Below are 21,095 nucleotides of genomic sequence, written 5' to 3'. Positions count from 1 at the left end.
GCGCCGGCAACGCAAAGCCAGCCGGGGGTTATCACGGACCGCGCGCCATGCAAACTTTGAAAATCGGAACACGCGGCAGCCCGCTGGCGCTCGCCCAGGCGCATGAAACGCAGGCGCGGCTGATGGCAGCGCACGGCATGCCGGCGGAAGCCTTCGAGGTCGTCATCATTTCGACCAGCGGCGACCGCATCCAGGACCGGCCGCTGTCGGAAGCCGGCGGCAAGGGCCTGTTCACCAAGGAGATCGAAGAGGCGCTGCTGGCCGGCACGATCGATATCGCCGTGCATTCCTCCAAGGACATGCCGACAGTGCTGCCGGACGGGCTGGAGCTGTCCGCCTTCCTGCCGCGCGAGGATGCGCGGGACGCCTTCATCGGCAAGGCGGTGAAGCGCATTGTTGATTTGCCGCAAGGCGCCAAGGTCGGGTCGTCTTCGCTCAGGCGCCAGGCGCTGATCCGGCGCATGCGGCCGGACCTAGACGTGGTCATGTTCCGCGGCAATGTGCAGACCAGGCTGCGCAAGCTGGAGGAAGGCGTCGCCGAAGGCACGATCCTCGCTTTTGCCGGGCTGAAGCGGCTGGGGCTCGGCCAGGTCGTCACCGATCTGATGCCGGTCGATGCTTTTCCGCCGGCGCCGGGACAAGGCGCAATCGGCATCGAAACCCGCATCGGCGACAGCGAGGTCGAAAAGATGCTGGTGGCCATCCATGATGTGCCGACAGGCCAGGCGCTGGCCTGTGAGCGCGCCTTCCTGGCGGCGCTCGACGGCTCCTGCCGCACGCCGATCGCCGGCTATGCGACGATCTCGGGCGGCAGGCTGGTTTTCGCCGGGCTGATCATTTCGCCCGATGGCACGCAATCGCATGAGGTCAAGGCCGAAGGCTTGGCGCTGGATGCCGCTGACATCGGCACGGACGCGGCCAGGATGGTGCGGGTCAAAGCGGGCGAAACCTTCTTCGACGGCTGGGTCTGATATGCGTGTCCTGGTGACGCGGCCGCAACCCGGGGCGTCGCGAACCATGCGGCGGCTGCAGGAATTGGGATTTGAGCCGCTCCTTCTGCCGCTGACCGAAACGGTGACACTGCGGGTTGGCGCCGATGCTGCGAGCGACAATGCCGTGGCCGTCGCTGTGACCAGCGCAAATGCGGTGCGGCATGCGCCGAAAGAACTCATTCGTGCGCTCGCCGCCTTGCCTTGCCATGCCGTCGGACGCAGGACGGCTGAAGCGGCACGTTCGACAGGGTTCTTGTCGGTCAGCGAAGGGGCGGGCGACGCCGAGCGGCTGGCCGAGGCGATTGCTGCCGGCCTTTCCGGCAAGGCGGTCGTCTATCTCACAGGGCGCGTGCGGTTTCCGGCATTCGAGGCGCGGCTGCGAAAGGCCGGCGTCGAGGTCCGCACCGTCGAAACCTACGACACGATTTCGCTCGATTATTCCGATGCTGAAATCCGTACACGCCTGTCCGATCAGGCGGTCGACGCGGTGCTGCTCTATTCAGCCAAGGCGGCGGCAGCGTTGCAGGCCTTGGCCAGCCGGGCGGAACTGCGCGATCTCTTTGAAAATACGCAGGCTTTTGCGCTCTCCGAGCGCGTGGCAGCGGCGTTTGACAATGCCGCCGGCAAAAAAATACGCATGGCGCGGGAACCGCAGGAGGAGGCGCTGCTTGAGCTGTTGCACCGCGGCGACTGAGCCCGTGTCATCACGCCGCCCCTTTTCACCTGATGATGATGTGCTAGACCATTTTTCAAACCATCACGCGCCGTCGGGCGCCCAGACGAAGCAGGATTGCGGAGCCCAGGCATGGTCAAGACGCCGAAGATGCGACATTCGAAAAGCCGCCGCGAGCCGGTGACCATCGAACTCGAACCCGGCGCTGTCTCGCGCATTGCCGATGCGGATGCCGCCAAGACGGATGTCGCCAACTCGGACGACGTCGAGGCCCCGGCAGGGTCGGTTGCGGCTGAGGATGCCGCTGCCATGGCCAATGCGCAGCCGGAGACGCCTGACGAGCCCGTTCACGCCGATCAAGCCGATCTCGAGCCGTGGGAGCACTCCGATGCCGCGGCGCAGGCCGCTCCCGAAAGCGCCGATGCCAAGGCGTCCACCCAGGCGGAGCAGCCTTACCCCACCGCTTCGGATGCGCCACCGCGCGCCAGAACCTCCGACTACAGTTTCGAGGATGCCTCGCCCAAGCCGGGTGCACCCAAGGAAACCCCAAGGACAGCCGGGAACCAGCCCATGGCCGCGCAACCGAAGCGCACGAGCGGCATTGCCGCCGGCATCATCGGCGGTATCATCGCGCTGGCTGCCGCCGGGGGGCTGCAGTTTGCCGGCGTGCTTGGCGCTCCGGGCTCAGGGGCGGGCACGGTCTCGCTCGACGGCGTCAATGGCGAGATCGCTTCGCTGAAGCGCGAAATCGCCGACCTCAGGGAAGCCAGCGGCAATGGCGCCGCAACGGCCAAGGTCGACGGGCTGTCTTCGGCGCTGGATCAGGTCAAGGCCGATGTCGCATCGCTGAAATCGGCGGTCGAAAGGGGCGGCGCCGGCGACAATGCCGGGCTTGCCTCGCTTGGCGACAAGGTCAAGCAGATCGAGACCGCGGTCGCCGCCCTTGGCCAGGCCGGTGGTGCAGCGCCCGTCGATCTCGCGCCGCTCAATGAAAGACTGGCGGGCCTCGACGCACTGGTGAAATCGGCCGGTGAGGCAGCCAAGACGCAGGAAGGCAAGATCGCCGCGCTGGAGCAGTCGGTGACGCAGCTCGCCGGCAAGGTCGATGCGCAGGCCTCGCAGCCAAAGATCGCGATGGCCATCGCCGCTTCGGCCTTGAAGGCGGCGCTTGACCGCGGCGCGCCGTTCGCCGCCGAGTTGGAGACCTTCGCGGCGATCTCGCCCGATGCACCGCAGATTGCAGCGCTGCGCCCCTACGCTGAAAAGGGCGTCCCGACCCGCACCGAGATCGCCGGCGAGGCCGACGCCGCGGCCAATGCGATGGTCGTGGCGGCGACGCCGGTCGATGAAAATGCCGGCTTCTTCCAGAACCTTTTGTCGAGCGCCGAATCGCTGGTCAAGGTCCGGCCGATCGGCGCCGTCGAAGGCGCCGGCGCGCCGGAAACCGTGGCGCGCATCGAAGTGGCGGTCAATCAGGGCGACTACGCCAAGGCGCTCAGCGAATACGCAACGCTGCCGGATGCGGTCAAGGCTGCTGGCGCCGACTTTGCCGGCAAACTGAAGGCGCGCATCGACGTCGAGACGCAGGTCGACGCGCTGATTGCAGGTGCGATGAAGGCATGAGGACGACACGATGATCCGCATTCTCATCTTTCTCGCCGCCGTCTTCGCGCTCGGCCTCGGCTTTGCCTGGCTGGCCGATCGTCCCGGCGAGATGGTCGTCACCTTCAACGGTTACCACTACCAGGTCAGCCTGATGGTGGCGGCGGTGGCGATCGTTGCCGTCGTCGCAGCGGTGATGATCGTCTGGTGGCTGATCAAGTCGCTGTGGAACAGCCCGTACACGATCTCGCGCTATTTCCGCGTCCGCCGCCGCGACCGTGGCTATCAGGCGCTGTCGACCGGCATGATCGCAGCCGGCGCCGGCGATGGCGCGCTGGCCCGCAAGAAGTCCAAGGAAGCCGCCAAACTGATCCGCTCCGACCAGGAGCCGCTGATCCAGCTGCTCGAAGCGCAAGCCTCGCTGCTCGAAGGCGACCATGAGGGCGCGCGCGAAAAATTCGAGGCGATGCTCGACGATCCCGAAATGCGGCTGCTTGGCCTGCGCGGGCTCTATCTCGAAGCCGAGCGGCTCGGCGACCGCAACGCGGCGCGTCACTATGCCGGGCGCGCCGCTTCCGTCGCACCGCAACTGGCTTGGGCCGCCGAATCGACGCTGGAAGATCTGACCGGGCGCGGCGACTGGGACGGCGCGCTGAAGCTGGTGGAGGCGCAGAAGTCGACCAGGCAGATCGAACGCGACGCCGCCAATCGCCGCCGCGCTGTGCTGTTGACCGCCAAGGCGCAGGCGCTGACCGACAGCGACCCCAATGCAGCCAAGGCAGCGGCACTCGAGGCAAACAAGCTCGCGCCCGATTTCGCGCCGGCCGCGGTTGCAGCCGCCAATCTTCTGTTCAAACAGAACGATGTGCGCAAAGGCTCGAAGATCCTTGAGGCAGCCTGGAAGGCGGAGCCGCATCCCGAGATCGCCGAGCTCTACACCCATGCAAGGCCGGGAGATGCCGTGGTCGATCGTCTCAACCGGGCGAAGAAGCTGCAGGAGCTGAAGCGCAACAATGCCGAATCGTCGATGACGGTGGCGCGCGCCGCGCTCGATGCGCAGGATTTTTCCACCGCCCGCCGCGAGGCGGAAGCCGCGATCCGCATGGATCGCCGGGAAGGCGCTTACCTGCTGCTGGCCGATATCGAGGAGGCAGAGACCGGCGACCAGGGCAAGATCAGGCAATTGCTGTCCAAGGCGGTCAGGGCGCCGCGCGATCCGGCCTGGGTCGCCGACGGCGTCGTCTCCGAACGCTGGGCGCCGGTATCGCCGGTCAGCGGCAAGCTCGACGCTTTCGCCTGGCGCGCACCGATGGAGCGGCTGGGCCAGCTCATCGACAGCCATGAAGACGAAGCCGATGTGCCGGTGCTTGCGGCACCCGCCAAGCCGACAAAGGAAGCCGAAGTGATCGATCATCCGGCCATCGCCAGGACGAGCAGCGAGGCGCCGATCGAGCCGAAGCCCGCTGTGGGCGATGACCAGGTCACGCCGGTCACCGCCGCCGCTTTCGCCGCAATACCAAACGACGCCGAACCCGTCGAACCTGCCGAGGAACTGGCGCGGCTGCCCGACGACCCCGGCGTCGACCCCGATGACGAAGCGGAGAAGTCACCGCGCCGCTTCCGCCTGTTTTGATCCCTGAAGCATGATCCCAAAAAGTGGATACCGGTTTTTGGAAAAGATCATGCTCCAATAATGTGATGTGAGCACCATGTTCGAACGCGTTCTGGCCTTTCTGAAAGACCTGCCCTCGGGGGCTGGGGCTCGCGCCAATGCGGACGATCCGCGCGTCGCCGCGTCGGCTTTGCTCTATCATGTGATGAATGCCGACGGCGTACGCCAGGATGTCGAGTGGGAGCGGTTCAAGCAGGTGCTGGCGCAGAGCTATTCGATCAGCGGCGACGAGCTCGATGCACTGGCTGCCGCCGGCGAGCGCGCCGACAATGAGGCGATCGACCTCTATGCCTTCACCAGCGTCTTGAAGCGCCATCTCGACGCCGAGGCGCGCAAGGCTTTCATCGGCCTGATGTGGGAAATCGTCTATGCCGACGGCGAACTGCATGAACTGGAGGACAACACCGTCTGGCGCGTCGCCGAGCTAATCGGCGTCGAGCGCCAGGATCGCGTCGAGGCGCGCCGCAAGGCGGCGGCCGCCGCGCCCGGCGCCAGCGGAACGTCGAGCGACGAATAGGATTCCGCCTTTCCATGCCGCCCAGACCGAGCTCGAAACCAAAAATCCTGATCGTGCTGCATCAGGAGACTTCGAGCCCCGGCCGGGTTGGCCACATGCTGCTCGAGGAAGGTTTCGACCTCGACATCCGCCGGCCGCCTCTCGGCGACAACCTGCCGGAGACGCTGGAGGGACACGCCGGCGCCGTGGTGTTCGGCGGGCCGATGAGCGCCAATGACGAAGATGAGTTCGTCCGCCGCGAGACCAACTGGCTCAATGTTCCGCTAAAGGAGAACCGGCCCTTCCTCGGCATCTGCCTTGGCGCGCAGATGCTGGCCAATCATCTCGGCGGCAAGGTCGAGGGGCATGGCGAGGGGCTGGTNGAGATCGGCTGGTATCCGCTGAAGCCGACCGAAGCCGGCAAGAAGCTGCTGCCTTGGCCCGACATGGTCTACCAGTTTCACCGCGAAGGCTTTTCGCTGCCCAGGGATGCGACGCTGCTGGCGACGGCGGAAACCTACCCCAACCAGGCTTTTCGCTATGGCGACAATGCCTGGGGCATCCAGTTCCATGGCGAACTGACCCGGTTGATGATGCAGCGCTGGGTGGTGCGCGGCGCGCACCGTTTCGAATTGCCCGGCGCGCAGCCCGGCCGCGACCATCTCGGCGGCCGGCTGATCTGGGATATGCACCTCAAGCGCTGGCTGAGCGAATTTTTGAGCCTGATCTTCGGCAAGCCTACTGAGGGATAGAGCAAAATCCAACTACTCTGAACGGCCGAGCTTGCCCAAAGACGACTTACCTCTGGGAGGCGTGTACGATGGATCCGGGACCTTAGCCCGTTCCCGCAGATTTGGATTGCGCCCCAAACACTCCGATGGATCGAAAAACTCCGTGGCGCATTTAAGCTTCGGCTAATAACGGCCCCAGGAGAGAACCAATGAAGAAGACGCTGCTCATTTTGAGCCTACTCATTCCGCTCGCGGCATGCTCCCGCACCGAACAAGGCGCTGCCGTCGGTGGTTTGGGTGGCGCAGCTGTAGGCGCAGCAGTGGCCGGCGACCCGGTAAAAGGGGCGGTTGTTGGCGGGGCGGTCGGAGCGCTGGCCGGGGCGGTCATCGGGCACGCCAGCGAAGCCGGCCAGTGCAGATATCGCGGTCGGAACGGTCGAGTTTACGTTGCTCAGTGCCCGGACGGCTACTGATCTCAAAGGCGCGTGATCTCTTTCGATCACGCGCCTGCTCGGGGTAGGATAACTGAATGGCATATAACAGCAAAAGACTGCTGGCTTTCTGGTTAGCCGTTGTCAGCGCTGTCGCGATAAACGCCGAACTTTCGACCGCGGCCTTGGCCGCACCTGTAGAAGCGAAGACGATTGCCGATCACTTCTCATCGGTAAAGTCCATGTCCGGGGACTTTGTCCAGTCGGGCCCAAGAGCGGAAAGGACCAAAGGGAAATTTTTCCTCCAGCGGCCGGGCAAGATCCGGTTCAACTATGCAGGCCAATCAGGGGTCAGCGTAATTGCAGATGGAAAATCCTTGGTGGTCTATAACAAGAAGCTCAAGACATCGCGGCTTTATGCTCTCTCGAAGACGCCGCTCAAGCTGCTCCTCGACAATCAGGTCAACTTTTCCGGCAATCGCCTCAAAGTATCAGGGACGATGGCGCCCAGGTGATCATCAGGCTGGCCGACAAGTCGGCCTTCGGCAATTCGAATATCACTATGGTGTTTGACAGGGAATCGCTCGATCTACGCAGATGGACCCTGACTGACGAGAGGGGCCTTACCTCGACAGTCACCATATCCAATGTAAAGCAGGGCGTTCGCGCTCCTGCGGGCACCTTCACTATCGACTATGCCGCAAACCGTGAATTCAACACCAAAACGAAATAGTCGGCAGCGCCACGAACTGCCCGTGTAACACTACTCGGCGGCCGTCTCGGACGGCACCTCTGCCGGTGCCGAAGGCTCGGCCTCGGCATGCGGATTGCGCCGTGAAAACAGCGACCTGAGCGTGACGTAGAACACCGGCGTCAGGAACAGGCCGACGAAGGTGACGCCGAGCATGCCGGAGAACACCGCGGTGCCGAGCGACTGGCGCATTTCGGCGCCCGGGCCCGTCGCGATCATCAGCGGCACGACGCCGAGGATGAACGAGAAGGCGGTCATCAGGATCGGCCGCAGCCTGAGCCGGCAGGCTTCGACGGCAGCCTCGGCGGCCGACAGGCCGCGTTCCTGCGCCTGCCGCGCGAATTCGACGATGAGGATCGCGTTCTTGGCGGCAAGTCCGATCAGCACGATTAGGCCGATCTGCACGAGGATGTTGTTGTCCAGCCCTCGGAACGACACGCCGAGCAACGCCGCGAGCACGCCGAGCGGCACCACCAGCACGATGGCGAACGGCAGCACCCAGCTTTCATATTGCGCCGCCAGCGCCAGGAACACGAACAGCACCGACAGTCCGAAGATATAGACAGCGGCATTGCCGGTGTTACGCTCCTGATAGGCGAGTTCGGTCCATTCGTAGGAGGTACCGGCCGGCAACGTCTGTGCCGTGATCGCTTCCATCTTGGCAAGCGCATCGCCGGTGGAAACGCCGGGCGCGGCGTTGCCCTGCAGCGGCACCGAGACGTACATGTTGTAGCGCTGGACCAGCGCCGGGCCGGTGACGTCGCGGATCTCGATCAACGTGCCCAGCGGAACCAGCGCGCCGGTCGCCGAGCGCACCTTCAGTTTCAAGATGTCGGCGCGATCGAGGCGGAACGCCTGGTCGGCCTGCGCGCGCACCTGGTAGACGCGCCCGAAAGCGTTGAAGTCGTTGACGTAGGCGGTGCCCAGATTGATCGACAGCGTCTCGAAGATGTTGGGGATCGGCACGTTCAGGATGCGCGCCTTGTCGCGATCGATCGCCAGGAAGAATTGCGGGCTGGACGCGGAGAAAGTGGTGAACACGCCGGTCAGCCCCGCCGTCTTGTTGGCCTTGCCGGCAATTTCATAGGCAAGCGCCAATATCTGCCGCATGTCGGCGCTGTTGCGCTCCTGGATCTGCAGCTTGAAGCCGCCGGCATTGCCGACGCCGCGGATCGGCGGCGGTGGCAGTGCGATTATGAAGGCTTCCTTGATGCTTTGCAGGCTGCCGAACAGATTGCCGATGACCTGGGTCGCCGACTGGCCGGCTTCCAGTCGCTCGTCAAACGGCTTGAACCTGGCGAAGATCACGCCCGCGTTGCTGGCGTTGGTAAAGGTGGCACCGGAGAAGCCGGCGAAGGCGACCGCGTAGTCGACGCCCGGCGTTTTCTGGATGATCTGCGACGCCTGCTGGATGACGGCATCGGTCCGCGATAGCGAGGCGCCGTCCGGCAACTGGACGACGACGATCGCATAGCCCTGGTCGAGCGACGGAATGAAACCGCGCGGCACCGTCTGAACCATATAGACCGTGGCGTAGATGAGGGCCGCGAAAACGGCCAGCGTGGCGGCGATCGCTATCCGCGAGCCGACCAACACGCGCACGATGCTCGAATACCAATGGGCGACCTTGTCGAAGCCGCGATTGAAGCCGTTGGCGAGCGCCCGTCCGAACCGCGCCAGGAAAAAGCGCGGCGGCGCCGCAGCAGTGTGGTGCGGCTTGAACAGCAGCGCGGCCAAGGCCGGCGAGAGCGTCAGCGAATTGAATGCCGAGATCGCCGTCGACACCGCGATGGTGATCGCAAACTGCAGGTAGAACTGCCCGGAAATGCCGGGGATGAAGGCTGTCGGCACGAACACGGCTATCAGCACCAGCGAGATCGCGATGACCGCCGTTCCGACTTCGTCCATGGTCAGATGCGACGCCGGATTGGGCGCCAGCCCGCTGGCGATATTGCGCTCGACGTTCTCGACCACGACGATCGCATCGTCGACGACGATGCCGATGGCCAGAACGAGGCCGAACAGCGTCAGCATGTTGAGCGAGAAGCCGGCGGCGTAAAGCACCGCCAGCGTGCCGATCAGCGACACGGGGATCGCCACGATCGGCACGATCGCCATGCGCCACGATTGCAGGAAGACGATGATGACGATGATGACCAGCACCATCGCCTCGAGGATCGTCTTGTAGACCTCCTGGATCGACTCGGCGACGAACTCGGTCGGATTGTAGACGATGTCGTAGCTCAATCCCTTCGGGAAGTCCTGGGAAAGCTCCTTCATCTTGTCCTGGATCTCCGCGGCTGCGGCGAGCGCATTGGTGCCTGGCCGCTGGAAGATGGCGAGCGCCACCGCCGGTTTGCCGTTGAGATAGGAGTTGGTGACGTAATCCTTGGCGCCGAGCTCGATGCGCGCCACGTCCTGCAGCTGGATCAGGCGGCCGTCTTCGGCCGATTTGACGATCACGTATCGGAAGTCGCGTGCGTCGTTGAAGCGGCCTTGCGTGGTGACCGTGTACTGGAACGCCGTGCCGGTATTGGTCGGCGGCGCGCCGATGGAGCCGCCCGACACCTGGACGTTCTGGTCGCGCAGCGCCTGCACCACATCGCCCGAGGTCATCCCCAGGGCGGACAGTTTTTCCGGATCGAGCCAGATGCGCAGCGAATATTCGCGTTCGCCAAAGATGATGAGGTCGCCGACGCCGTCCAACCTGAGCAGTATGTCGCGCACCCGCGAGCGGGCGTAGTTCGAGACGTAGAGCTGGTCGTAGGTATTGTCGGGCGACAGCATGTGCACGACCATCATCAGGTCGGGCGAGCTCTTGATGGTGGTGATGCCGAGGCGGCGGACTTCTTCGGGCAGGCGCGGCTCGGCGACCGAGACGCGGTTCTGCACCAGCACCTGCGCCTGGTCGAGATCGGTGCCCAGCTTGAAGGTGATGGTCAGCGCCATCGCCCCGTCGCCCGACGAATAGGACGACATGTAAAGCATGCCCTCGACGCCGTTGATCTCCTGCTCGATCGGCGTTGCCACCGTCGCTGCCACTGTCTCGGCGTCGGCGCCCGGGTACTGGGCGCGAACGACGATGGTCGGCGGCGCGATCTCGGGATATTGCGCGATCGGCAGCTGGGTATAAGCAATCCCGCCGAGGATCAGGAGGACGATCGAAACCACCGATGCGAAGATCGGACGGTCGACGAAGAAATGGGCGAAACTCATTGCTGCAACCCGGCGGTCTCGACCTTGGGCGGCAACGTCACCATCTCGACTTTCACCTTGGTGCCGGGCCTGGCGTGCATCAGCCCGTTGACGATGATCGTCTCGTCGCCGGTCAGGCCCGCGCGGATCACCCGGTAGCCGTCGAGAAGCGGGCCGGTGCGCACGGGCTTCGCCGACACCATCCCGGCCTCATCCACCAGATACACGATGCGGCGATCCTGATCGGCGCCGACCGCCTCGTCGGGCACCAGGACGCCGCTATGCGGCAGCGACCCCGGCACGTTGATGCGCCCGAACATGCCTGGCTGGAGAACGCCGTCGGCGTTGGCAAACCTTGCACGCACCCGCATGGTGCCGGTCGCGTTGTCGATCCGGTTCTCGGCAAAATCGAGCTTGCCCTTGAATACCGCCTCCGCGCGGTCGGCGACGCGAACCACCACCTCGAGCCCGCCGGCGCCTTCCTGCATGCTGCCGCCGCGCTCCTTCGCGTCGCGGGCGTAGCTGAAATACAGGCGCTCATCGACGTCGAAATAGAAGTCGATCGGATCGCGCGTGACGATAGTCGTCAGCAAGGTGGAATCCGGCTGCACGAGGTTGCCGACCGACACCAGCCGGCGGTCGATGCGGCCGGACAAGGGCGCCTTGATCTCGGTGAACTCCAGGTTCAGGTTGGCCGTCGTCAGCGCAGCCGTCGCGCCTTGCATCTGCGCCTGCGCCGAAAGGTATTCCCGCCGACGGTCGTCGACCGTCGCGGCCGAGATATTGCCGGTCTTGGCGAGTTCATCGGCGCGATCCAGCTGCATCTTGGAGAATTCGAGCAGGGACTTGGCGACGTCTACTTGCGACTTGGCGGCATCGTAGGCCGCCTGGTACGGACGCTGGTCGATGGTGAAGAGCAGGTCGCCCTTGTTGACCAGTGCGCCGTCCTGGAAGCTGATCTTGTCCAGATAGCCGCTGACGCGCGAACGGATGGCGACCTCGTCGACGGCTTCGAAGCGCCCGACGAACTCGTCGTCTTCGACGATTTCACGCACCACCGGCTTGGCCGCCGTCACCACCGGCAGTTGCTGGTCCTGCGCAAACGCGTTGCTGCTGAAAGCCATGCCGAGCAGGAATGCCACTGGGACGGCGGAGCGGGCCAGCCAGCCGACCGATCGGCTGGGTCGCCCGCTTGCGTCGCGATGCGATTGCCGATTCCCTGAAGTGTCCATTTGCGTCCCCGCTAGCTGGACCCGGAGGTCGGGTGGTTCTCTTCTATATTTAAGGTTTCTCGTCGAGACCAGAGCACTGCAGTATTGTGCATGGCAACATAATCATTTTCCATATGGACTGAAATGTCCACCCTGTGGCTGCCCCGCCTTCTGGCTAGTTCGCCCAGAACCGGCCCATCCGCTTCCGGCCCATCTCAGCCGTCATCGGCGCAAGCTGATTTGGACCGAGCGCCGGATCCTGCGGCTTACTCGATCAGTTGCGGCTGTTGAGATGCCGCACCCTTCGCAGTTGCGGAAACAGCACCGCCCACAGTCCGGCGACGGCAATCGCACCGACGCCGCCGATCACCACCGCCGGCACGGTGCCGATCAGCGCCGCCATGGTGCCGGCGCGGAACTCGCCGACTTCGTTGGAGGCGCCGACGAAGACCTGGTTGACGGCGTTGACGCGGCCGCGCACCTCGTCGGGTGTCCACAGCTGGATCAGCGTCTCCCTGATATAGACGCTGAACATGTCGGTGGCGCCGAGGCCGGCAAGGGCCAGGATCGACAGCCAGGTGATGGTCGAGACGCCGAACAGCACGGTGAAGGCGCCGAACCCGGCGACGAAGCCGAGCATGATCTTGCCGGCACTGTCGCGCAGCGGATGCCCGGCAAGCCAGACCGCGACACAGATGGCGCCGATGCCGGGCGCCGAGCGCAGCAGGCCGAGGCCCCACGGGCCGAGTTCCAGAATATCGCGGGCATAGACCGGCAGCAGCGCCGAGGCACCGGACAGAAGCACGGCGAAGAGGTCGAGCGAGATGGCGCCCAGGACGATCTTCTCGCTCCAGATGTATCGGAAGCCGGCAAACAGCGTCTCCATCGTCGGCTTGTCGGTGGCGCTCTGCTGGGCCGGTTTCGGAATGGTGAAGATCAGCAGACCGGCCACCAGCATCAGCACGGAGGCAACGGCGTAAGCGGCTTCGGCCGAGACGCCATAGAGCAGGCCGCCGGCGACCGGGCCGACAATGGTCGCCGTTTGCCAGGCGGACGAGTTCCAGGCGATCGCATTGCCGAAATCTTCCGGCGGAACAAGGTTGGCGAACAGCGACGACGAGGCCGGCCCATAAAAAGCGCGCGCCAGGCCGAACATAGCCAGCACGATGAAGATCGGCAGCGGGCTGACGAGACCGCGCAGCGTGAAGTACAACAGGACAAGCGCACAACCTGCCTCGACTACCGTCGCCAGCGCCATGATCAGGCGGCGGCCGAAACGGTCGGCGACAACGCCGGTGACCAGCACCAGCAGCAGCGACGGCAGGAACTGGACGATGCCGACAATGCCGAGATCGAAGGGATCGCGCGTCAGATCATAGATCTGCCAGCCGACGGCGACGGACACGATCATGGTGGCGAAGGTGGTCAGGAAACGCGCCGCCCAATAGCTCAGGAAGGAGCGATGGCGGAAGGCGGCGTAACGCCGGTCAGGCGGTGTATGGGAATGGGATGTCATGGATACAGGCCCCGTTGCTTGCATTGGCCGGCGGGGCACTTCCCGGAAATGGGCGCTGTTCCGGCCAATGAAACTTATCAAAGTTCGGGGCGCGTATGCGTGAAAATCGGGCCCGGATCAAGCGGTTTTCAAGCCGCTCGCCCGATTGCACGCGGACGTTACTGCCTCAGCGCGGCGGAAATGGCGTCGAGGCCGCCCTGTAATTCCGCCTCTTTCGGCCAGCCGAAACCGACGCGGAAGAAGCGCTTGGGCATATCAAACCAGTGGCCGGGACCGACATAGGTGCCGTGGTTTTCCAAGAGATTGACGTAGAAACGGTCGAGGTCGAAGTCTGGACTGACAACGAGCCTTGGAAATCCGACGACGCCGCCTTGTGGCCGCACCCAGTCGACCAGCGGCTCGCGGTCGATCCAGGCTTGCACGATGTCGCGGCGTTTCGCCATCTCGGGCAGCAGCGCGCCCAAGAAAGCGTCGCGGCGCCCCAGCATGCCGCGCGCAATGCCTTCGTCGATGACGCTGCCGCAAATGCCGATCTGCTCCTTGGCGGCGAGGAAGCGCTCCTGCAGTTCGGCATCGCTGGTGATCAGCCAGCCAATGCGGATGCCGGGAATGCCGAAGGCTTTCGACAGCGACGAGACGCTGATCGCTTTGGGGCTGAGAGAAGCCGCCGCCGGCAGGCGCTGTCCATAGGAGAGGTCGCGATAGGTCTCGTCGACCAGCAGATGGCAGCCGCTCGCTTCGGCCAGCGCAATCAGCGCGTCGAGATCGGCCCGGCCCATCATCGTGCCGGTCGGGTTGTGCGGGCAGGTGACGCTGATCAGCTTGGTGTTCGGTTGCATGCTGGCGGCGACGCGGCCGAAATCGATGGCAAAGCCTGCGTCGAAATCGAGATCGACATAGGAGATGGCGCAGCCGATCGCCTTGGGGGTCTCGATGTTGGTGGCGTAGTTCGGCCGGACGACGACAAGGTGGTCGCGCTCCGACAGAAGCGAGGTCGAAATGATGAAGAGCGCGCCCGCCGCACCGGCGGTCACAAGAACATCGTCAGGCGAAATGCCGGAATCCTGCGCCGCGATCAGCGCCCGCAACTCCTTGTCGCCGCGATGCTCGCCGTAGAACAGCGTGAGATCCGGCAGCGACAGGCCGACGTCGGAGAGTTTCTGATCGGCGATCGAGCTTTCGGAGAGATTGAACCGAATGCGATCGTAGCCGTATTCCTCCGGCGCCTCTTTCTCGATCACCATTCTGGCGTAGTTCATGGCTGCTCCCCCAAAGTCCTGACACTCAGAGGTACAAGCCATAAAAGCACGAAGCCTGCCAAGGCTCATTCGCCGGCAGGCTTCTGTTCCAGTCGTCCAAACGATTGGCTCAGGGCCGAGGCGCTGATCCCACTCAGGCCGGAACTTTGGCCTTCCGGCCCTTGGCTTTCGCCGGCGCGGCAACTGCGGCCTTGCGGCCGAGGCCGATCGACTTGGCCAGCTCGGAGCGCGACGCCGCGTAGTTGGGGGCAACCATCGGATAGTCGGCCGGCAGGGCCCATTTGGTACGATAGGCTTCCGGCGTCAGGTTGAAATGGACGCCGAGATGGCGCTTCAGCGATTTGAATTTTTTGCCGTCCTCGAGGCAGATGATGTAATCCGGCGTCACCGACCGCTTGGGATTGACGGCCGGGATCTGCGGCGCCGCCACTGGGGCCGGCGGCTGGCTGAGCCCGCCGATCGACGCCGCAACGCTGGCGATGAGATCGCTCAGGCCGGCAACGGGCAAGCGGTTCTTCTCGACGTAAGCGGACACGATATGGGCGGTAAGCTCGAGCAGGTCGATGTCCTTGTCAGAGTCGTTGCTGTCGTCGGCCAATTTATCTCTCCGTCGCTAGGGGGGTGGCGGAAACTCCCAGAGTGGTCCCAGCGGAGCCGGAAATCCGCTCTAGTCATTTGTCTTGCCGCATATGTGCGGTTGCGCCAGATGATTCCATCCGGTGCCACCGATCTAATCGCCAAATCTGCGTAACGCAATGACTTCGTATCCACACGTCATTTTGAACAACTATACTGAATTTTAATACTATCAGACGATCAGCGCCTTGTCGCGCCATAGTCGAAAACCGCCCTCGAAAGCGCGCGTATTGTCGCCGCGCCTGGATGTGGCGGGCAATTCATCCAGTCTGTCGACATTGCCGCCGCCGATGACGACATAATCCGGCTGCAGCGCCGCACGCAGCCGCCCGACGACGTCGAAAACGTATTTGCGCCATTTTTTCTTGCCGTATTTCTCCAGGCCGCGCTCGCCGACATAATCTTCGAAACTGCCGCCCTTGCGGTACGGCAGATGCGCCAGTTCCATCGGCTGGCCGACATTGTTGAGGATCATCGCCGCGCCCAGGCCGGTGCCGAGGCCGAGGAACAGCATGCGCCCGCCATCGTAGCTGCCGATCGCCTGCAGCAGCGCGTCGTTGACGACCTTGACCGGCTTGCCGAAGGCGGCAGCAAAATCGTAGCCGTCCCAGCCCTTGCCGAGATTGGCGGGATCGAGCGAAGGCCTGTTGTGCCTGACCGGGCCGGGATAGCCCATCGAGATCAGGTCATAGGCCAGCCCTTCGGCCAGCGTCTTCACCGTGGCGACCATCTGCTGCGGCGTCAGGTCCGGTCCGGAATCGGCGCGGCGCATCTCGCCGCCTGCGCTGGTGAGGATTTTCACATGCGAGCCGCCGACATCGATCGTCAGCACGATCGGTTCGGCCTTGGCCTTCGCGGGCCTGGCTGCCTTGGCCATGTCGTTTCCTCCGCTCACTTGGCGCATTCCCGCGTTTCAGGGAAACGGGGGAATGCTCCAACTCTTTGTTTTTACCCAATTTCGGACGGAAAGACCGCTCGCACTTTTCCTGGAATTGCTCAACTCGGATTGATCCAGCCGTTGGGCGGCCCGAAGCTGGCCATGGCGTCGGCAGGCCCCCAGGTCTTCGGCTCATACATATGCGGCGGCGTGGTGTCGCCCAGCACCGGGCCGACGATGCGCCAGGCAAGCTCGCTGGCATCCTGGCGGGTGAACAATTGGCCATTGCCGTTCATGGCATCGCCGATCAGCCGCTCATAGGGCGGCATGTCGCCCTTCGAATCGTCGAGCGCGGTGAGCTCGACCTGCTCGCCGACCATGTCGTCGCCGGGTGCCTTGCGTTGCGCGCCGATCGAGATCGCCACCTGCGGGTCGATGCGGAAGCGCACGTAATTGGCGTCGCTGGGCTTGATCGGATCGAAGACGTCCAGCGGCGGCCGCTTCAGCCGCACGATCACTTCGGTCACATGCACCGGCATGTTCTTGCCGGTGCGGATGAAGAAGGGCACGTCCTGCCAGCGCCAGGTGTCGACCATGAAGCGCACCGCGGCAAAGGTTTCGACCGGCGAGTTCGGCTTCACGCCGGGTTCAGCGAGGTAGCCGGTGAACTGGCCGCGCACGACGTCGTCCTTGGTCAGCGTGCGGATGGCGCGCAGCACCTGCACCTTCTCGTCGATCAGATCGTCGGCCGAGCGGCCGACCGGCGGTTCCATGGCGAGCAGCAAAAGGATGTTGAGCAGATGGTTCTCGATCACGTCGCGGATAGCGCCGACATCGTCATAGAATTTGCCACGGCCTTCAACGCCGAAGTCCTCGGCCATGGTGATCTGTACGCTTTCGACGAAGTTGCGGTTCCAGATCGGCTCGAGAAAGGAATTGGCAAAGCGGAAATAGAGCAGGTTCTGGATCGCCTCCTTGCCGAGATAGTGGTCGATGCGGAAGATCGACTGCTCTTCGAACACCAGATGCAGCACGCGATTCAGCCAGCGCGCCGATTGGAGATCGTGGCCGAACGGCTTTTCCACCATCAGCCGCGCGCCATGCGCGGTACCGGATTGCTCCAGCCCCTGGACGACGGTCTCGAACATGGTCGGCGGCACCGCCATATAGTGCAGAGGCCGCTGCGCCGAGCCGAGCGCCGTCTTCAGCTTCTCGAAGGTCGCGCCGTCGCGGTAGTCGCCGCTGACATAGCGCAGCAGACTGGCGAATTTGGCGAAGATCTTTTCGTCGATCTTGCCGAGAGCGTTGACGATGCCGTCGCGGGCCCGCGCCTGCAATTGGTTGATGTCCCAGGCATCGAAGGCGACCCCGATCACCGGCTCGGTCAGCGTCCCCTTGGCTACCATCTGGTAGAGGGCCGGAAATATCTTCTTGTGGGCAAGGTCGCCGGTTGCTCCGAAGAGCACCAGCGTGTCGGACCGTTCCGGGCTCATCTTGCGCGTCTCCCCTGCGGCCTTCACTTGCCGGCCTTCGGCTTTTCGACATGGCCGCCAAAGGCATAGCGCATGGCCGACAGCAGCTTGTCGGCGAATTCGGATTCGCCCTGCGAGGAGAAGCGGTCGAACAAAGCCGAGGACAGAACCGGCGCCGGCACGCCGGTGTCGATCGCCGCCTTCAGCGTCCAGCGTCCTTCGCCGGAATCGGAGACGCGGCCGCCGAACTGGGCCAATGCCGGGTCGCTCTTCAGTGCGCCGGCGGTGAGGTCGAGCAGCCACGAGCCGATCACACTGCCATGGCGCCAGACCTCGGCCACTTGCGGCAGGTCGATGTCGAACTGATAGTATTGCGGGTTTTCCAAAGGGCTGGTCTCGGCGTCCGCCGTGCGCTGTCTTTTGCCGGCATTTGCCGATTTCAAAATGTTCATGCCTTCGGCATAGGCGGCCATGACGCCATACTCGATGCCGTTATGGATCATCTTGACGAAATGGCCGGCGCCGCTCGGTCCGCAATGCAGGTAGCCAAAGGGTGCGGTTCCACCCGCCTTGTCGGGCGTGGCGCCGACATCGGCGCCGGGCGCCAGCGTGGCGAAGATCGGGTCGAGGTGTTTGACCGCCGTGTCGGGGCCACCGATCATCAGGCAATAGCCGCGCTCCAAGCCCCAGACGCCGCCGCTGGTGCCGACATCGACATAGTGCAGGCCCTTGGCCGCGAGCTCGGCCGCCTGGTCGACAGCGTCGTGATAATAGGAATTGCCGCCGTCGATGATGATATCGCCGGGCTCCATCAATGCTGCCATCTGGTCGGCGATCCTGCCGGTGATCGCCGCCGGCAGCATCAGCCAGGCGCTACGCGGCTTGGACAGCTTGCCGACGAACTCTTCCATGGAGGCGGCGCCGATGGCGCCATCGGCAACCAGGGCGGCAACGCTTGCCGGGTTGATGTCGTAGACGACGCATTCATGGCCGTCGCGCATCAGGCGGCGCACCATGTTGGCGCCCATCCTGCCCAGTCCCATCATTCCGATCTGCATGGTCTTGTCCTAGTCGCTTGAGGAAAGAAAATTGTGGGCGAGTTAGTTCTCAATGCCGACGGTGAAGTCGACATTCTCCCAACGGTCGCCGTCGGGCCAGAAAAAAGTGAAGACGATCGTATTACCTCGCGGAATATCGGCCACCGGCAGATCCGCCAGATGGACGCCAAAGACATTCACGGACGTGTTGATTTCATGGCTGGTCTGCCACTGGTCGCCGCTCCAGCGGATCAGTGCCGGCTGCAGCAGTTCAACCCGCAGCGTCTTGCCGGCTTCCAGGGTGCGCAGCCTGTTGTTGAAGCGCCATATCCTCAGCGGCGAGCCGGTCTTGTCCCTGACATAGCGCTTGACGCCTTGCGGCGGCATGTCGAAGACGGCGCCGTCGCGGAGCGAGCGCAACAGCTTGATGTGTTCCGAATGCGCCCAGACCAGCGGCATGGCGCTGCCCGACGGCCTGCCCAGCCACAATTCGCGCTCCGGTATGTCGGCGCCGTCCCAGACCTGTTCCGGCAGCAGACCGCCCACACCAGCCGAAGCCTCGAATGTCCTGAGCAGGCTTGCCGCCTTGTCCTTGTTACCGGCGGCCAGCTCGTAGTGGGCGCGTTCGCCGGCCAGCAACGGCCAGGGTCGGCCCTGGCCGTTGCCGTCGAAGGGGGCGCCGTCGGCGTGTTCGCCATAACCGTCGCTGGTGTAGCGGTACCATAGAGGCCCTTGCGGCAGGTCGCAGCGCAGTTGCGCGTCGATGATCTTGACCGTGCCGACGATGCGCGGATCGTCCGCGGCCCTGAGGCCGAAGCGGACCAGCGCCAGCGCGTCCGGGCTGACAATCGCTTCGGCCGGCTTGTCGGTATCGCCCGGCGGACGGTTCTTGATCGGTACGAAGCCGTCCTTCGGCGATGCGGCGCCTGAACCGTCGGCCGGCGCGATGCGGATGTAGTAGCCGTCGACGCCAGCCTCGTGGCACGCCGGTGTGCCGCTGACATAGGTCCAGCGCTCGATCTGGTCGTTCCAGCAATCCGCGACCTCGCGCAAATAGTTAGCCGGCTCCGGTTTGCCGTCAACGTCGAACAGATCGGCGGCGCCAAGCAGTGCCGATATTTCGACGGCGAGCGTGAATGGGCTGTAGCCGGCATCCTCTTCCCAGCGGTCCTGCCCGGTGACGGGACCATTGCGCACGACATAGGACGCTGCTTTCTCGACCATCGGCATGAAGGCGGCGAGCTTGGCGCGCGGCAGGTGGCCGGCGCGGTGCAGCGCATCGGCAAGCAGCAGCGGGAAGGCGCATTCGTCCATCTGGATGCCCGGCCAATAGAGCGAGCCGTCGAGCCACACATTTTGTGGCCAGTGGCCGTCCGGCTGCTGGATGGAACGGAGATAGGCGAGGATCTCAAGCGCCTGCGCCGGATCGCCGGCGGCGAGCAAGCCGCCCGCGGTTTCCACAAGGTCGCGCGGCCAGACCAGATGATAGCCGCCAAGGTCGTCGTCGCCCTTGCTCGCTCCCCACGGGATCGACAGGCTGGCAACGGCCGCGCCGGGCCTCGCCAGCGACAGGTGCGTCGCCAGCACCGCTGTGCTGACGCGGTAGGTGTTGAGGCCGGATGCATCATGGTGGTCGAGCGGCGTCAGGCCTGCCTGCCATTTCCGCCATTTCGCGACATAGGCCTTTGCCGCCGGCTCAAAACCGCGTTTCAGGCTGGCGGCGGCGTTTTCGGCCGCTTCATCCGGCGTTGCCCCAAACCCAAGCGCAAGCAAGGCTTTGCTGTTGCGTAAGGAAAAGCCGATCTCGCCGGTCAGCGCGACATTGCCGTCCTCCGCCCTTTGGCAGGTCGGATCGAGCCGGCCGGCGCGGCTGAGTTGCTGCCAGCCGTCGGAAAAGCCTGCATAGCCGGCCGAGCAGTCGCCCCAGGGCAGCGAGGAGGCAAGCGCCAAGCAGGCGCCGTGCCCGGACGCAAACAGCATCGGCTTGCCCTTGTGCACGCCGATCCAGGCGGTGTTGCCCATGCCGGCATTGACCAGATGCGGCGCCAGCAGGGCGTAGACGCGGTAGTCCGTGGCCACGCCCTCGAGTGCCGTGAAGCTGATTTCCTGCAGCAGGGCCGGGCGCGCCGGATCCGCCAGGATGCGCTTTTCGATCCGGTAACGCGCCGTCGCGTTGACCAGCCGGTAGGCGGGCACGCCGTCCTCGAACGGCTCGATGGCATGCGTGGCGTCACGCTTCTCCTCGGAGAACCAGCCGCCGGGACCGGTGACCAGCAGTCCCATGTCGCGCGTGCAGGCGCTGTCGAGGCCGGGATAATAGACCTCGTTGACGATGCCATGGCTGAGCGTGAACCAGACGCGGCTCGCCGGCGAAAGCGCGGCACCTACGCCGCTCTTGGCGCTTGACGTCCAGCGCGCCGGAATTCCGGGGGCGCCCATTCTTTTGGGTGCACTGGGGGGAAGGGTCGGCGGCATCGCTGCCATGCATGGTCTCCTGGACCCTTCCCTAGACCAGCACGCGAAGGCTTTTCAACCGCCGCACCT

18 protein-coding genes are annotated in these 21,095 nt (G+C 64.3%); 9 read left to right on the top strand and 9 right to left on the bottom strand.

Features of this window, described 5'->3' with window-relative positions; translation table 11 throughout:
* Positions 1–47: 47 nt before the first annotated feature.
* The 9 genes from hemC to X726_RS1000000171715 all read left to right on the top strand — a co-directional run bounded on the left by hemC (position 48) and on the right by X726_RS1000000171715 (position 7,330).
* Positions 48–971, top strand: coding sequence for a hydroxymethylbilane synthase (gene hemC, locus X726_RS152360; protein WP_023670483.1), 924 nt, complete (start codon positions 48–50; stop codon positions 969–971).
* 1 nt (position 972) lies between these two features.
* Positions 973–1,686: a uroporphyrinogen-III synthase gene (locus tag X726_RS152365; RefSeq protein WP_023815312.1), complete on the top strand. Its 714-nt coding sequence runs from the start codon at positions 973–975 to the stop codon at positions 1,684–1,686.
* 111 nt (positions 1,687–1,797) lie between these two features.
* Positions 1,798–3,288 carry a COG4223 family protein gene (locus tag X726_RS152370; RefSeq protein ID WP_023670481.1) on the top strand — a complete coding sequence of 497 codons (1,491 nt, stop codon included), beginning with the start codon at positions 1,798–1,800 and terminating at the stop codon, positions 3,286–3,288.
* A gap of 10 nt (positions 3,289–3,298) precedes the next feature.
* Complete coding sequence (locus X726_RS152375) at positions 3,299–4,900, top strand: heme biosynthesis protein HemY (protein WP_023670480.1); 1,602 nt, start codon at positions 3,299–3,301, stop codon at positions 4,898–4,900.
* 76 nt (positions 4,901–4,976) lie between these two features.
* Entirely contained in the window at positions 4,977–5,456 is a 480-nt protein-coding gene (locus X726_RS152380; protein WP_023702389.1) for a TerB family tellurite resistance protein, read from the top strand.
* Between the two features lie 14 nt (positions 5,457–5,470).
* A complete protein-coding gene (locus X726_RS152385) occupies positions 5,471–6,187 on the top strand; it encodes a glutamine amidotransferase (protein WP_023670478.1) in 717 nt (238 codons plus the stop codon).
* 188 nt (positions 6,188–6,375) lie between these two features.
* The gene (locus tag X726_RS152390) at positions 6,376–6,639 is read left to right on the top strand and encodes a YMGG-like glycine zipper-containing protein (protein WP_023670477.1); all 264 of its coding nucleotides are present in this window, start codon (positions 6,376–6,378) and stop codon (positions 6,637–6,639) included.
* Between the two features lie 56 nt (positions 6,640–6,695).
* The gene (locus tag X726_RS01000000167015) at positions 6,696–7,112 is read left to right on the top strand and encodes an outer membrane lipoprotein carrier protein LolA (protein WP_023670476.1); all 417 of its coding nucleotides are present in this window, start codon (positions 6,696–6,698) and stop codon (positions 7,110–7,112) included.
* Positions 7,109–7,330: an outer-membrane lipoprotein carrier protein LolA gene (locus tag X726_RS1000000171715; RefSeq protein ID WP_023670475.1), complete on the top strand. Its 222-nt coding sequence runs from the start codon at positions 7,109–7,111 to the stop codon at positions 7,328–7,330. The genes X726_RS01000000167015 and X726_RS1000000171715 overlap by 4 nt, the downstream gene beginning before the upstream one ends.
* A gap of 30 nt (positions 7,331–7,360) precedes the next feature.
* Here X726_RS1000000171715 and X726_RS152395 read toward each other — a convergent pair whose 3' ends face one another.
* The 9 genes from X726_RS152395 to X726_RS152435 all read right to left on the bottom strand — a co-directional run bounded on the left by X726_RS152395 (position 7,361) and on the right by X726_RS152435 (position 21,026).
* The gene (locus X726_RS152395) at positions 7,361–10,564 is read right to left on the bottom strand and encodes a multidrug efflux RND transporter permease subunit (RefSeq protein WP_023670474.1); all 3,204 of its coding nucleotides are present in this window, start codon (positions 10,562–10,564) and stop codon (positions 7,361–7,363) included.
* A complete protein-coding gene (locus X726_RS152400) occupies positions 10,561–11,667 on the bottom strand; it encodes an efflux RND transporter periplasmic adaptor subunit (protein WP_023687741.1) in 1,107 nt (368 codons plus the stop codon). Before X726_RS152400 ends, X726_RS152395 begins: the two co-directional genes overlap by 4 nt.
* Before the next feature lie 361 nt (positions 11,668–12,028).
* Positions 12,029–13,270, bottom strand: coding sequence for an MFS transporter (locus X726_RS152405; RefSeq protein WP_023670472.1), 1,242 nt, complete (start codon positions 13,268–13,270; stop codon positions 12,029–12,031).
* 158 nt (positions 13,271–13,428) lie between these two features.
* Positions 13,429–14,529, bottom strand: coding sequence for a pyridoxal phosphate-dependent aminotransferase (locus X726_RS152410; protein WP_023670471.1), 1,101 nt, complete (start codon positions 14,527–14,529; stop codon positions 13,429–13,431).
* A 133-nt stretch (positions 14,530–14,662) separates the two neighbouring features.
* On the bottom strand, positions 14,663–15,127 hold the full coding sequence (locus X726_RS152415; RefSeq protein WP_023670470.1) for a MucR family transcriptional regulator: 465 nt from the start codon (positions 15,125–15,127) through the stop codon (positions 14,663–14,665).
* Between the two features lie 210 nt (positions 15,128–15,337).
* A complete protein-coding gene (locus X726_RS152420; RefSeq protein ID WP_023670469.1) occupies positions 15,338–16,042 on the bottom strand; it encodes an ROK family protein in 705 nt (234 codons plus the stop codon).
* Positions 16,043–16,161: 119 nt separating this feature from the next.
* Positions 16,162–17,535, bottom strand: a complete 1,374-nt coding sequence (gene zwf, locus X726_RS152425) for a glucose-6-phosphate dehydrogenase (protein WP_023687745.1) — start codon at positions 17,533–17,535, stop codon at positions 16,162–16,164.
* A 23-nt stretch (positions 17,536–17,558) separates the two neighbouring features.
* The gene (gene gnd, locus X726_RS152430; RefSeq protein ID WP_023670467.1) at positions 17,559–18,572 is read right to left on the bottom strand and encodes a phosphogluconate dehydrogenase (NAD(+)-dependent, decarboxylating); all 1,014 of its coding nucleotides are present in this window, start codon (positions 18,570–18,572) and stop codon (positions 17,559–17,561) included.
* 42 nt (positions 18,573–18,614) lie between these two features.
* Positions 18,615–21,026 carry a glucan 1,4-alpha-glucosidase gene (locus X726_RS152435; RefSeq protein ID WP_023815309.1) on the bottom strand — a complete coding sequence of 804 codons (2,412 nt, stop codon included), beginning with the start codon at positions 21,024–21,026 and terminating at the stop codon, positions 18,615–18,617.
* Between the last annotated feature and the right edge of the window lie 69 nt (positions 21,027–21,095).

It is taken from the genome of Mesorhizobium sp. LSJC285A00, from assembly GCF_000503155.1.
Classification (GTDB): domain Bacteria; phylum Pseudomonadota; class Alphaproteobacteria; order Rhizobiales; family Rhizobiaceae; genus Mesorhizobium.
Note: the sequence above shows the minus strand (reverse complement) of the source record. Positions and strands in the feature narration are given on the sequence as shown.